The 12,612-nt window shown below is 67.7% G+C and carries 10 protein-coding genes; 5 read left to right on the top strand and 5 right to left on the bottom strand.

Annotated elements, in window-relative coordinates; genetic code table 11:
- Nucleotides 1-35: 35 nt before the first annotated feature.
- Genes ACGRVM_RS11390 through ACGRVM_RS11375 form a run of 4 tightly spaced genes read left to right on the top strand, consistent with a single transcriptional unit; the run spans nucleotide 36 to nucleotide 5,513 of the window.
- Nucleotides 36-2,108, top strand: a complete 2,073-nt coding sequence (locus tag ACGRVM_RS11390) for a TRAP transporter permease (protein WP_377171715.1) — start codon at nucleotides 36-38, stop codon at nucleotides 2,106-2,108.
- Nucleotides 2,105-2,503, top strand: coding sequence for a DUF1850 domain-containing protein (locus tag ACGRVM_RS11385; RefSeq protein WP_377171713.1), 399 nt, complete (start codon nucleotides 2,105-2,107; stop codon nucleotides 2,501-2,503). Before ACGRVM_RS11390 ends, ACGRVM_RS11385 begins: the two co-directional genes overlap by 4 nt.
- Nucleotides 2,500-4,179 carry a sensor histidine kinase gene (locus tag ACGRVM_RS11380; RefSeq protein WP_377171711.1) on the top strand — a complete coding sequence of 560 codons (1,680 nt, stop codon included), beginning with the start codon at nucleotides 2,500-2,502 and terminating at the stop codon, nucleotides 4,177-4,179. Before ACGRVM_RS11385 ends, ACGRVM_RS11380 begins: the two co-directional genes overlap by 4 nt.
- Nucleotides 4,176-5,513 (top strand): sigma-54-dependent transcriptional regulator, encoded by a 1,338-nt coding sequence (locus ACGRVM_RS11375; RefSeq protein ID WP_377171709.1) that lies wholly within the window; start codon nucleotides 4,176-4,178, stop codon nucleotides 5,511-5,513. Before ACGRVM_RS11380 ends, ACGRVM_RS11375 begins: the two co-directional genes overlap by 4 nt.
- Here ACGRVM_RS11375 and ACGRVM_RS11370 read toward each other — a convergent pair.
- Genes ACGRVM_RS11370 through ACGRVM_RS11350 form a run of 5 tightly spaced genes read right to left on the bottom strand, consistent with a single transcriptional unit; the run spans nucleotide 5,493 to nucleotide 11,792 of the window.
- Entirely contained in the window at nucleotides 5,493-6,803 is a 1,311-nt protein-coding gene (locus ACGRVM_RS11370; protein WP_377171707.1) for an aspartate aminotransferase family protein, read from the bottom strand. The two genes, ACGRVM_RS11375 and ACGRVM_RS11370, sit on opposite strands and share 21 nt — an antisense overlap.
- On the bottom strand, nucleotides 6,800-7,897 hold the full coding sequence (locus ACGRVM_RS11365) for a phosphotransferase (RefSeq protein ID WP_377171705.1): 1,098 nt from the start codon (nucleotides 7,895-7,897) through the stop codon (nucleotides 6,800-6,802). Before ACGRVM_RS11365 ends, ACGRVM_RS11370 begins: the two co-directional genes overlap by 4 nt.
- A complete protein-coding gene (locus ACGRVM_RS11360) occupies nucleotides 7,897-9,186 on the bottom strand; it encodes an ArgE/DapE family deacylase (RefSeq protein ID WP_377171703.1) in 1,290 nt (429 codons plus the stop codon). The genes ACGRVM_RS11365 and ACGRVM_RS11360 overlap by 1 nt, the downstream gene beginning before the upstream one ends.
- 18 nt (nucleotides 9,187-9,204) lie before the next feature.
- On the bottom strand, nucleotides 9,205-10,767 hold the full coding sequence (locus ACGRVM_RS11355) for an acetolactate synthase large subunit (protein ID WP_377171701.1): 1,563 nt from the start codon (nucleotides 10,765-10,767) through the stop codon (nucleotides 9,205-9,207).
- Complete coding sequence (locus ACGRVM_RS11350; RefSeq protein ID WP_377171699.1) at nucleotides 10,764-11,792, bottom strand: histone deacetylase family protein; 1,029 nt, start codon at nucleotides 11,790-11,792, stop codon at nucleotides 10,764-10,766. The genes ACGRVM_RS11355 and ACGRVM_RS11350 overlap by 4 nt, the downstream gene beginning before the upstream one ends.
- Nucleotides 11,793-11,947: 155 nt before the next feature.
- Here ACGRVM_RS11350 and ACGRVM_RS11345 point away from each other — a divergent pair, with 155 nt between their 5' ends.
- On the top strand, nucleotides 11,948-12,604 hold the full coding sequence (locus ACGRVM_RS11345; protein WP_377171697.1) for a GntR family transcriptional regulator: 657 nt from the start codon (nucleotides 11,948-11,950) through the stop codon (nucleotides 12,602-12,604).
- Nucleotides 12,605-12,612: the final 8 nt, after the last annotated feature.

Raw genomic sequence — 12,612 nt, 5'->3', positions numbered from 1 at the left:
ATCCCCATCGCACCCGCAGATCAGTGGAGCGCTCCATGACAAATCCAGTCACCCCGCCTGTCCCGTCCGAGGGACACGGCGTCGATTTTCCGCATTCCGCCATCGGACGCGTGCTCTTCTGGATCGCGGTCGTCTTCTCGGTTTTTCAGATCGTGACCGCCGCGCATGTGATCGACCTGTCGAGCCAGGTCACCCGCGCCTTCCATGTCGGCTTCCTCATGCTGCTGACTTTCCCGCTCATCGCCTATTCCCGAAACGCGGGCGGCGCATTGCGGGTGCTGGCCTGGGCGCTGGCGCTCGCCGGGGTCGCCGTCGCGCTCTACCAGTGGTGGGAATACGAGCCGCTGATCCTCCGCGCGGGGCGCCCGCTCGACCGGGATATCGTGATCGGCGTGATCGCGCTCGGTGTCGTCTTCGCGGCGGCATGGGCGATGATGGGCCTCGCGCTGCCGCTGATCGCGGGCGGCTTTCTGGCCTACTGCCTCTTCGGGGAATATCTGCCCGCGCCGCTCAATCATCGCGGCTACAGCTTCGGGCAGGTGATCGACCACATGGCCTATGGCACGGAAGGGATCTACGGCATCCCGACCTTCGTGTCCTCGACCTTCATCTTCCTCTTCATCCTCTTCGGCGCGTTCCTCGAAAAGGCCGGCATGATCCGGCTCTTCACCGATGTGTCGCTGGGCCTTTTCGGCCATCGGCAGGGCGGCGCGGCCAAGGTCGCCGTCGTCTCGTCGGGCCTCATGGGCACGATATCGGGATCGGGCGTGGCGAATGTCGTCACAACGGGACAATTCACGATCCCGCTGATGAAGAAATTCGGCTATCGGCCCGCCTTCGCGGGCGGGGTCGAATCGACCGCGTCGATGGGCGGACAAATCATGCCGCCGGTCATGGGCGCCGTGGCCTTCATCATGGCCGAGACGCTGGACGTCGCCTATGTAGAGGTCGTGAAGGCCGCGCTCATTCCGGCGATCCTCTATTTCCTGTCGGCCTTCTGGATCGTCCATCTCGAGGCCGGACGGCACGGGCTCAGCGGGCTGAGCCTGTCCGAGCTGCCGTCGCCGCTGGACGCGCTCAAGAAGAACTGGATGCTGCTCGTGCCGCTCGGCGTGCTCGTCTACCTTCTCTTCGGGGGCTACACGCCGCTTTTCGCGGGCACGATCGGCCTCGGGTTGACCGTGCTTCTGATCCTCGGCGGCTCGGCGGCGATGAACCTGCCCGAAGGGGTCATCCGCACCATCTTCTGGGTCGCGCTGGGCCTTGTCGCCGCGGGCTTCCTGCAATGGGGGATCGATGTGCTTTTCGCGGCGCTGGCGGTGCTTCTGATGTGGTGCGCCTTGACACGGGGCGGGCGGCAGACCCTGATCCTTTGCCGCGACAGCCTCGCCGACGGGGCCAAGACGGCGCTGCCGGTGGGCGTCGCCTGCGCGCTGGTGGGTGTCATCATCGGCACGATGACCCTGACGGGCGCGGCGAACACCTTCGGGCAATTCATCGTCTCTGTCGGTCAGTCGAGCCTCTTTCTGTCGCTGCTCCTGACGATGCTTACCTGCATCCTTCTGGGCATGGGCATTCCGACGATCCCCAACTACATCATCACCTCCTCGATCGCCGGTCCGGCCCTCCTCGAACTGGGCGTGCCGCTGATCGTCTCGCATATGTTCGTCTTCTATTTCGGCATCCTCGCGGATCTCACGCCCCCGGTAGCGCTCGCCTGTTTCGCGGCGGCGCCCATCGCCAAGGCGCCGGGCCTGCGCATCTCGATGGAGGCGATCAAGGTGGCGGCGGCGGGCTTCGTCATTCCCTTCATGGCGGTCTATACGCCCGCGCTGATGCTCCAGGACGGCGGGCCGCTCGCCGAGGCGATCGGCTATTGGCCGGCGGTGGCTTATGTCGTCGCCAAGACCGGCATCTCCATCGGACTCTGGGGCATGGCGGTGATCGGCTGGGCGGGGCGTCCGCTCGGCTGGCCGCTGCGGGCGCTTGCGATGGTGGCGGCTTTCACCCTGATCGCGGCGCTGCCCATCACCGACGAGATCGGCTTCGCCCTGACCGCGCTCTTCGGCCTCGGCGTCTGGCTGGGCCGGAGGCGGCAGACGGCATGAGCTGTCTCATGGTGGGCGCGGCAAGCCTGATGCTGGCCGCGCCGACCTTCGAGCTGAGCTGGACGCATTCGGTCGAGCGTGTCGCCTGGCAGGAGGAGTGGCGCATCGACGAGGGTATGCTGACGCTCACCACCGCGCGGGTGCGCGGCTCGGGCGCGGGGATGGAGCCGGGCGAGGGCGCGACGCTCAGGAACGGATGGTGGGAATGGCCGGGGGCGGTGACGGTGCCTACGCTCACACTGGCCGCATCGGGCGCGACGGGCGGCGGCTGGACGCTCTGCACGGGCGAGGGCGAGTGCCGCGAGATCGGGGCCGAGCCGGGCGCGCCGCTGCGCATCGCGCCTTGCGATTCCGCCTCCCCGGCCGCGCAGGGTTCTGGCATATTGCAGAAATGAGCCGCCCGACCTCCCGCACCGTTCTTCTCCTCGCCGCGCTTATCGCGGCCATGCTCGTGGGCGGAGGCGCCTTTCTCGCGGCGGATGCACGCCTCACGCGCGCGCTCGACCGCTCGCTCATTCTGACGCGTCACACGGTCGAGACCGAAATCGGGCGCTTCGCCTACCTGCCCGGCGTCACCGCCGAGGATGCACGTATCCGCGCCGCGCTCGCCGCGCCGCAGGACGCGGGTGCGATCGCCGAGGCGAACGCCTATCTTGCGACCGTGGTCGAGCGGTCGGGCGTCGCGGAGCTTTATCTTTTGAACGACGCGGGCATCGCCATCGCGGCGAGCAATCATGACGAGCCGGGCAGCTTCGTTGCCAGCGACTACAGCTTCCGTCCCTATTTCACGCGGGCGATGGAGACGGGCGAGGGCCGTTTCTACGCCATCGGCGTCACGACAGGGCGGCCCGGCTATTTTCTCTCGCGGCGGCTCTTCTCGGGCGCGGCCACCGGCGTCATCGTCGCCAAGGTGGAGCTTCTGCCGCTTCAGGACGCATGGCGCGCGGCGGATGCGGCGACTTCCATCGTCGATGCGGATGGCGTGGTGATCCTCACCGGGCGGCGCGACTGGCTCTATCGCCCGCTCGAGGCGCTGACGCCGGACACGCTCGCCCGGCTGGCGCGGACGCGCACATTCCCCGGCATCGACATGGCGGCCGCCGCGCCGATCCTGCCCGCGGGCATGCTGATGCGCGATCTGCCCGTGACGCCGGATGGCTGGCGCATCGTCGCGGCGGGCTCTCGGGGCGGCGTTCACCTGATCGCGCTCTCTGCCGCCGCCATCGCCGCGCTGGTCGCCGCCGCCGGTGTGATGCTGGGTCAGACCGCGCTTCAACGCCGCCGCCTCGTCGCCATGCGGCTCCGGCAATCGGACATTCTGGAGGCGCGTGTCGCCGCCCGAACCGAGGAGCTGCGCCAGACGCAGGACGCCTTGGTTCATGCCGAGAAGATGGCGGCGCTCGGACGCATGTCCGCCGCCATCGTTCACGAGATCAGCCAGCCGCTCGCGGCGATGGAGGCGACGCTCGCCGCCGCGTCGATGAGCGATCCGGCAGGCCCGAGTGCGGGGCGCATCGACAAGGCGCGCGGCCATATCCGCCGCATCCTGCGCACCATCAAGCATCTGCGCAGCTTCGGCCGCAAGGACGCGGCCGAGTTGCAGCCCATCGCCGCCGACAGCGCCATGACCGGGGCGATCGACCTCGTGCAGGCCCGCGCGGCCGAAATGGGCGCCAAGATCCGCTTCGCGCCCAAGGGCGCGTCGCCCGTCGTGATGGCCGGGCAGGTGCGGCTCGAGCAGGTCTTCGTCAATCTGCTGCTCAACGCCCTCGATGCGATGGAGGAGAGCGCCGCGCCGCGTATCGACATTCGCCGCGAGGCGCGGGAGGGCCGGATCGACTATATCATCCGCGACAATGGCTGCGGGATCGCACCCGCCGACATGGGCAGCGTCGCCGAGCCGTTCTTCACCCGCCGCAAGACGGGCGAGGGGCTGGGCCTCGGCCTCTCGATCTCGACCACGCTTCTCGACAGTTTCGGGGGCCGCCTGATCCTCGCACCCGCTGACGGCGGCGGCACGATCGCTACCGTCACCCTTCCGCTCGCCGCATCGGCCCGGGCGGCGGCATGACGGATGGCATGACGGGCGCGCGCATTCTGGTGGTCGAGGACGACGACGATCACCGTATCGGCCTTTGCGATCTGCTGGATGCGGCGGGCCATGCGCCGGTGCCGCATGCCTCGGCGCTGGATGCGCTCGAGGATCTGGAGCGCGCCGATATCATCCTGACCGACCTGCGTATGCCGCGCATGAGCGGGATGGAGTTTCTGGACGAAGTGAAGGCGCGCCGGATCGACGCTCCGGTGATCCTCTTGACCGGGCACGGGGATGTCGAGCATGCGGTTCGTGCCATGCGCGCGGGGGCCGAGGATTTCCTCGAAAAGCCCTATGATGTCGAGCATCTTCTGGCCGTGATCTCGCGCGCGCTGCGCGTGACGCGCATGACGGCCGAGCTTTCGCGGCTGCGCGATGCGATGACGCGCGGGCAGAGCCTGATGGGCGACAGCCCGGCGCTCGTCGCCGCGCGCGAGGCGCTGATGCGGGTCGCGCCTCTCGATCTCGACGTGGTGCTCACCGGGCAGACCGGCACCGGCAAGGAGCTGGCCGCGCGCATCCTGCATGGCGCCGGTCCTGTGCTCGACGGGCCGTTCGTCGCGCTCAACTGCGCCGCCTTGCCCGAGGCGGGGTTCGAGGCGGATCTTTTCGGCATCGCGCTTGGTTTCAGCGACGCGCAGCCCGAGGGGCGGCCCGGCCGGATCGAGATGGCGGATGGCGGCACGCTCTTTCTCGATCGGATCGATGCGCTGCCGCTCGGCCTTCAGCCCAAGCTGGCCCGCGTTCTGGAGAGCCGGAGCGTCGATCGGCTGGGCGGGCGGGACTCGCGCAGCCTGCGGTTTCGGGTGATCTCCTCGGCCGCACCCGGCTTGCGCCAGCGCGCGCAGGACGGCACCTTCCGCGAGGATCTCTTCTATCGCATCGCCGGTATCGAGATCGCCTTGCCGCGACTGGCCGAAATGGGCGGCGACGTCGCCACGCTCTTCGAGCATTTCGTTCAGCACGCGGCCCTTCGCCACGGTGTGCCGCCGGTGCCCATCTCCATCTCCGACAGACGCAAGCTGGCGCAGCATGACTGGCCCGGCAATGTGCGCGAGCTGAAGGCCGTGGCCGAGCGGTTCGCGCTCGGCCTCGCGCCGCTCGCCGCCAGCGAGGAGGCGGCGCGCTCGGGCACGCTGAAAGAGCGGGTGGCACGGTTCGAGGCGCAGGAGATCACCCGCACCCTGCAGCGGTGTCACGGCTCGAGCACGCGCGCCGCGCGCGAGCTGGGCCTGCCGAAGCGCACGCTCAATGCCAAGATCGCGCGGGCGGGCCTGCGCGGGGCTGCGTCAGGAGGCGGCGAAAGCTGAGCGCGTCGCCGCGATGAAATGATCGGCCTCCGCCTCGCTCAGGATCAGAGGCGGGCGGATCTTGAGGATGTTGGCGCCCGGTCCCGTCGCGCTGATGAGCACGCCGTTGCGCCGCAGATGATTGACGACGAACCGCGCCCGGGCGGCATCTGGGGAATTGTCTTCGCCCACGCATTCGACGGCGAGAAAAAGCCCCGCGCCCCGCACCTGCGCGATGTCCTCGCGCGCGGCTGCGATATCCTCGAGCCCGGCCTTGAGATGGGCGCCGACGCGGCTCGCATTCTCGAGAAGGCCCTCTGTCTCGATCACATCCATCACGGCCATGCCGGCGGCGGCGGCCACGGGGTTTCCGCCGAACGTGTTGAAATAGCGCGCCTTCTCGCCGAACTCGGCCACCAGATGCGGCTGCATCGCGGTGCCCGAAACCGGAAAGCCGTTGCCCATCGGCTTGCCCATTGTGACCATGTCCGGCACGAGCCCGTGCCGCTGAAAACCCCACCAGGCCTCGCCCGTGCGGGCGAATCCCGGCTGCACCTCGTCGGCGATGAAGAGGCCGCCCTCGGCGCGAATGAGATCGACGGCGGGTTTGAGAAAGCCCGCCGGATCGGGGTAAAGGCCGTCGCTGGAAAAGACAGTATCGACGATGAAGGCGGCGGGCTCGATCCCGTCCTTGCGCATCGCGGCGATCGCCTCGGCCAGATCGGCGGCGAGCTTGGCGCCCTGTTTCTCGGGCGGCACGGTCAGCGCGTTCGGCGCGTCGATCAGGCGCACGCGCGGCCCGCGCGAGACGAAATCGCCGAGTGAGGGCGAAAGTTCGGAAATCGACTCGCTGAGGCCGTGATAGGCCAGCCGCGTGACGATGACGCCCTGCCTGCGCGTGTAACTGCGCGCGATCCGCAGCGCGAGATCGTTCGCCTCGGAGCCGGTGCAGGTGAACATCACATGCCCCAGCGCGTCCGGCATCGTGGCCAGAAGCCGCTCGGCGTAGCTCACCACGCCGTCATGCAGATAGCGCGTATGGGTGTTCAGAACGCCGAGCTGCGCGCTGATGGCCTGCACGACATGCGGGTGGCAGTGGCCCATCGAGGCGACGTTGTTGTAGGCGTCGAGATATTTCTTGCCCGCCTTGTCCCAGACCCAGGCCCCCTCGCCGCGCACGAGGTGCAGCGGCTCTTCGTAGAAGAGGCGGTAGGCAGGGCCGAGAACCTTTGCCCGGCGCTCGATCAACGCGCGATCCGCGGGGTCGAGATTGCCCGTGGCGGAGGCATCGAAGGCGTTGACCATGCTCATGGATTTGCCCTTTCGATTGCTGCCCGAAGCGCGTCCTGCGCGGCGGAAATGCCCATGCGGTCGATCGCGTCGAGGCCGATGCGGGAGGCTGCGGCGTTGCGCAGGATGTAGGGCGCATTGGCCGGGTAACGCCGCGCGCGCCATGCGCCGATGGTCAGCGTCGTCGCGTGGCGCAGGCGCATGAGGTCGGGAAGGAGCGCGATTTCCTCGGCTTCGAGCGGCATGAGGCGCGTGTAGCCTTCGAGCAGCCGCCCGACGCGGGCCATTGGATCGGGTCCGTCGAGAACTTGGTAGGAGCAGGCAACGGCAAGATCGCAGGCGACGGGCGTGTGCACCATGTCTCCGAAATCGATGATGCCGGTCGCCATCGTCGCGTTCGGACCATCGACAAGGAGATTATGCGGATTGAAATCGTTATGCACCACCTGCGCGCGCAGCGCCGCGAGACGCGGCGCGATCTCGGCATCGAACCGGTCGAGCAGCGCGGTGAGGCGCGCGCGCAGCTCGCCGTCCTCGATCGCGTCCAGCATCGGACGCAGGCGGTGGGCCTGCTTGATGTCCCATTGCAGAACATGGCCCGCTGCCGGGTGAAAGAAGCCGCGCAGCCCGAGGGTGAGCCGCGCCAGAAGCGCGCCGAGCGTCGGATAAAGGTCCGGCGCTGGATCGGCGCCGCTGAGGACCGTGCCGCGCAGGAAGCTCATCAGGCGCACGACATGCGCGTCGCCAGTGGGGCCCGTGATGATCGCGGCGGGGGCGCCCTCCAGCGTCTGGTGGATGCGCTGGACCGGCAGGTCGGGATCGACGGCGGCAAGATGCAGCAGCGCGGCGGTCTGCATGTCGGTCACGCCGCGATCCTCGACCGCGTTCGTGACCTTCAGAAGGGCCTCGCCGCCCGTCTCGAGCCGGATATGGAAATTGGCATCCTTTTCGGCACTAAGCGGCGTTATAGAGCCTGATATGCCATAGAAATCGCGCGCCAGATCGGCTGCGAGATCCAGCGAAACCTCGGGCGCGTCATGCGACAGAAGATCGACCACGGCCGGCGCCGCCTTGGACGGGGCGCTGAGGGCGGGAAGGCCGGCCGGAACGCTCATTACGCCTCGATCGCTTCGACGCCGCACCACTCGGCGATGAAAAGCGCCATCGTGGTGGTGATCTTCTTGACCGAGGAGAGGCTGACGCATTCGTCGATGCCGTGAATGTTGCGCGACTTAGGCCCATAACAAAGCGATGGGATCTGGTTGTAGAGCGCATAGACACGGTTATCGAGATAGCCCGCCGTCATGAAGGATTTCATCGGCGCGCCGATGGCCGCCTCATGCGCGCGGCCCAGCACGGCCTCGGCCTCGCTGCCTTCCTCCAGAACGTAGCCCTCGGCGTAAAAACCGTTGAAGACGACCTTGGGCGGGTTGTTGGCGAGGAATGCGTCCGCATCCGAGAAGGCTTTGATGCGGTCCGTGATCTCTTTGGCCATATCCTCGGCGGTCTGGCCGGGATAGATGCTCACGCGGCAGTCGATATTGCACCAGGACGGTACTGATGAGGCCCAGTCGCCCCCCTCGATCTTGCCGATGTTGAGGTTGATCGGGTGCGCCTCGTCCTCGAAATGTGGGCGTCCCCTCTTGTCGGCGTTCCAATCCTCCTCGAGCTCGCGAAGCGCGCCGATGATGCGATAGGCGGCGTCGATGGCGTTCGCGCCCTCGCCCATCTCGCGCACATGGACGGGCACGCCGCGCACTTGCACCTGAAACCAGATCACGCCGGTATTGGCGCGCACGAGCATCTCCTCCTCGGGCTCTGGGATGAAGGCGGCATCGGCGGTGTAGCCTTGCAGGAAGGTCTGAAGCGCGCCGTTGCCGGTCGACTCTTCCTCGACGACGGATTGGACATAGACCGTCGCGGCGGGCTGAAGGCCGATGCTGCGCAGGGCGTCGAGCGCGAAGAGATTGGCGGCGGCGCCCGCCTTCATGTCGCCCGAGCCGCGCCCATACATCCAGTCGCCCTCAATCTTGCCGGAGAAGGGCGGATCGGACCACATGTCGTGCAGCCCCTCGGGCACCACGTCGAGATGCGATTGCAGGATGAGCGAGCGGCCCTTCTCCTCGCGCGGGCGGTGGATGCCGACCACGATGGGTGCGTCGGAGTGATCCTCGCTGAACTTCGATCCGCCGGGATGCGCTTCGATGGCGGCGCGGTCCATGTCGAAGCGGTCCATCTTATAGCCGCGTGATTGCAATTCGCGGAAGAGAAGATCCTGAATGCTGTGCTCATGCCCGCGCAGGGAGGGGTTCTGCACCAGTTTCTGCGTGAAGGCGGTCTGCGCCTCGAAGCCGTCCTCGACCGCCTTGATGATCTTTTCGCGCAGGTCTGCGTCCAGTGTCATTGTCATTTGCCTTTCAGATTACAGCATGGCTTCGATCAGGTAGGGGCCGGGCTCCTTCGCCGCGTCCTCGATGGCGCGCATGAGATCCGCCACATCTTCGACGCGGCGGCCGGGCACGCCCATCCCCTTGGCCATCGCGACGAAGTCGAGATGCGGGCGGTCGAGGTTGAGCATGTCTAGCGCGTCCTGACCCGGCTGCGCGCCCACATTGTGCAGCTCGGTCTTGAGGATCGCGTAACTGCGGTTGGCGAGGATGATCGTCGTCACGTTCGAGCCTTCGCGCGCCTGCGTCCAGAGGCCCTGAATGGTGTACATGGCCGAGCCATCGGCCTGAAGCGTGATAACGGGCCGGTCGGGGCAGGCGATGGCCGCGCCCGCGGACATCGGGATGCCGATGCCGATGGAGCCGCCGGTGAGCGCGAGCCACGAATTCGGCCGTGCCATGTCGCCGGCGGGGAAGGTGGCGCCGCCCGAAGAGACGGCCTCGTCGATCACGATGGCATCTTCGGGCAGGGCATTGGCCAGCGCCGCGCCGAGATTTTCGAGCGTGATCGCGCCCGATTGCGGCCGCGCGGCGAGGGCGGGGCTGCTCCCGGTGCCGGGCGCCGCGCCGACGCGCTCCGCCAGAGCGGCGACGGTGGCCTGCCCGTCGCCATCGACGCCGACGAGTGTCACCTGCGCGCAGTCCTCGGGCAGCAGCAGGCTCGGCTTGCCGGGATAGGCGAAGAAGGCCACGGGCGGCAGCGTCTCGATCAGGATCGCGCGGTCATAGGGCGCAAGGCAGGCGATCGCTTCGTTGATCGGATAGGGGATCTTGGAGATCGGCGCGCGGCCCTGCCCCCGCTCGGTCCGGCGCGAGGAGGTGGGAGCGATTATCGTTGCGCCCGTTTTCTCGCCAATGCCTTGCAGCAGCTTCAGGGTCGCGGGATCCTCGAGCACCGAATTGCCGACAAGGATGGCGGTCTTGCCGCCCGGCCCCAGCAGCTTGACCGCCTCGTCGAGCCGGGCCTCGTCGAGCGGCGCCGGGCCGTCCGGCGCCAGCTCGGGGGCCATCCGCCCGCCTTCGTCCCAGCCGATATCGGCGGGCGCGACAAGGGTTGCGATGCGGCCCGGCTTGCCCTTGGCGATGCGCAGCGCCTCCATCGCGTCGCGCGCGAAGCTGCCCGCGTCCTCGCCCGATTTGACCCAGTCGCTGAAAGGCGCGCAGGCCGCTTCGACATCGGCCGACAGCGGCGCGTCATATTGGCGGTGCCGCAGCGCGTGATCCCCGACGAGGTTGACCATCGGCACCCGCGCCTTCTTGGCGTTGTGCAGGTTCGCCGCCGCGTTCGCGAAACCGGGCGCGAGGTGCAGAAGCGTCACGGCAGGCTTGCGCGCCATGCGGGCATAGCCATCGGCGGCGCCGGTCACGACCCCCTCGAAGAGGCCCAGCACGCAATGCATCAACTTGGTGCGGTCGAGCGCGTCGACGAACTGCATCTCGGAGGTGCCGGGATTGGCGAAACAGGTATCGACGCCCGCTGCGTGCAGGCTGCGCACGACGCTTTCGGCGCCGTTCATCTCCTTGGGTGCATCGCTCATGCCGTGGCCTCGCGGAAGGTGGTGATGAAGGCCTTTGCGTTGTCCGCGAGCGACGGGCCGAGATAGCCGCCTTCCTGCACCAGCACCGTGGGAAGGCCCATCGCGGCGAGCCGGCGGGCCATCTCGGCGAAGCCGTCGGGATAGACCTGCACGGCGGCCAGCGGATCGTCGGCGGCCATGTCGAAGCCCAGCGACACGACGAGCGCCTCGGCGCCGAAATCCGTGATCGCCCCGATGCCCTTGTCGAGGGCGGCGAGCACGTCATCTTGGCTCGCGCCCTGTTCGAGCAGGATGTTGAGCGACTTGCCCTCGCCCTCGCCCTCGCCCGTCTCGTCCGCGTGGCCGAGGAAGAAGGTGGGGTAGGTGGTGGGGTCGGGATGCAGCGAACAGAAGAAGATATCGCCGCGCTCGTAGAGAATATCGAGCGAGCCGTTGCCGGTATGCACATCGACGTCGATCAGCGCGACGCGTTTGAACTTCGAGGTGAGGTGATTGGCCACCACGCAGGCATTGTTGAAAAAGCAGAACCCGTTCGAGCAATCGCGCATCGCGTGGTGCCCGGGCGGGCGGCAGAGCGCATAGGCGCTGCGCGATCCGGCCAGCACGTCCTCGGCGGCGGAAATCGCGGTTTGTGCGGACCAATAGACCGCCTCCCACGTGCCTTCGGTCAGCGGGGTCGAGGTGTCGGTCATCCACCAGCCGAGCTGGCCGTGAATGTCCTTCGGCTCCTTCCCGCGGCGCACGCCGGGATGCATCGTCGGGATGGCCAGCGCCTCAGTGCCGGCGCTTTCGACGAAACGCTCATAGGCGGTGGGCAGGAAATCGACATAGCCGGGATTGTGGACGGCGCGCACCGGGTCCAGTCCGTGATCGCCGGGTTTGGTGATCTCGAAGCCTTCGCCGATCAGCATGTCGCGCAGGATCTCGGCGCGCTGGGGCTGCTCCTGATGCGGCATCGCGGCGCCGCGGCGGAAATATGTCTTGGGCGCGTGGCGCAGCTGGCGTTCGTCGAAATAGGCTTTCATCCGGGTGTCCTTCGAAGATTTGCGCGGCGCCTTGCGCCGGATCGCCGCCAGTAGTGAGCCGGGCGGGCCGCGCCGTCAATATGGCCGGAGCATTGCAAGTTTCGTTTGCCGGTTCAATCCGTATGATGCATGATGCATCAAAATCAGAGAAGCGGATGAAAGAACTCAGCAAGGAATCGCTCGGCAGCGCCATCTATGACCGGATCAGCCAGGAACTGGTGCGCGGCAAGCTGCGTCCGAACCAGAAGGTGACGATTCGCGGTCTTGCCGAGGCGCTGGGAACGAGCTCGACCCCGGTGCGGGACGCGGTGCAGCGGCTCCTGCAGGACGACGCGCTGGAGCAGCGCTCGATGCGCGATGTGCGCGTGCCGGTGCCGGCGCTTGCGCAATATGCCGAGATCGCCAGCATCCGGGCCGAGCTGGAAGGTCTGGCCGCCGCCCGCGCCGCCGAGATGGCGACGGACAAGCAGATCGCCGCGCTGCGCCGTCTTGTCGAGCGCAACGAGGAAGCGATGCGCGCACAGCGCTGGAGCGCCGCGGCGGAGCTCAACCAGCAGTTCCATTTCGCGCTCGCGGAGATCGCCCAGATGCCCGTGATGCTCACGATCCTGCACCGGCTCTGGCTGCGCATGGGTCCGCTCATCGCGGGTTACTATGGCAGCGCCCGGATCAGTCCGGTGCAGCGCCATCACACCATCGTCGCGGCCTGCGAGGCCCGCGACGCGGATGCCGCGCGCGCCGCGATGCGCGCCGATATCTCGGACGGGAAGGAGGGGATCACGGCGTATATCAAGTCCTTCGAACCAGGCTGACGACCTGA

The sequence above is a fragment of the Roseovarius aquimarinus genome (assembly GCF_043661195.1).
In the GTDB taxonomy this organism is placed as follows: domain Bacteria; phylum Pseudomonadota; class Alphaproteobacteria; order Rhodobacterales; family Rhodobacteraceae; genus Roseovarius; species Roseovarius aquimarinus.
This window is presented reverse-complemented; position numbering and strand designations above follow the sequence as displayed.

Bases quoted from the DNA above. Each gene is read 5' to 3' on its own strand.
- ACGRVM_RS11390 (WP_377171715.1), top strand. From the start codon at position 36: ATGACAAATCCAGTCACCCCGCCTGTCCCGTCCGAGGGACACGGCGTC.
- ACGRVM_RS11385 (WP_377171713.1), top strand. From the start codon at position 2,105: ATGAGCTGTCTCATGGTGGGCGCGGCAAGCCTGATGCTGGCCGCGCCG.
- ACGRVM_RS11380 (WP_377171711.1), top strand. From the start codon at position 2,500: ATGAGCCGCCCGACCTCCCGCACCGTTCTTCTCCTCGCCGCGCTTATC.
- ACGRVM_RS11375 (WP_377171709.1), top strand. From the start codon at position 4,176: ATGACGGATGGCATGACGGGCGCGCGCATTCTGGTGGTCGAGGACGAC.
- ACGRVM_RS11370 (WP_377171707.1), bottom strand. From the start codon at position 6,803: ATGAGCATGGTCAACGCCTTCGATGCCTCCGCCACGGGCAATCTCGAC.
- ACGRVM_RS11365 (WP_377171705.1), bottom strand. From the start codon at position 7,897: ATGAGCGTTCCGGCCGGCCTTCCCGCCCTCAGCGCCCCGTCCAAGGCG.
- ACGRVM_RS11360 (WP_377171703.1), bottom strand. From the start codon at position 9,186: ATGACACTGGACGCAGACCTGCGCGAAAAGATCATCAAGGCGGTCGAG.
- ACGRVM_RS11355 (WP_377171701.1), bottom strand. From the start codon at position 10,767: ATGAGCGATGCACCCAAGGAGATGAACGGCGCCGAAAGCGTCGTGCGC.
- ACGRVM_RS11350 (WP_377171699.1), bottom strand. From the start codon at position 11,792: ATGAAAGCCTATTTCGACGAACGCCAGCTGCGCCACGCGCCCAAGACA.
- ACGRVM_RS11345 (WP_377171697.1), top strand. From the start codon at position 11,948: ATGAAAGAACTCAGCAAGGAATCGCTCGGCAGCGCCATCTATGACCGG.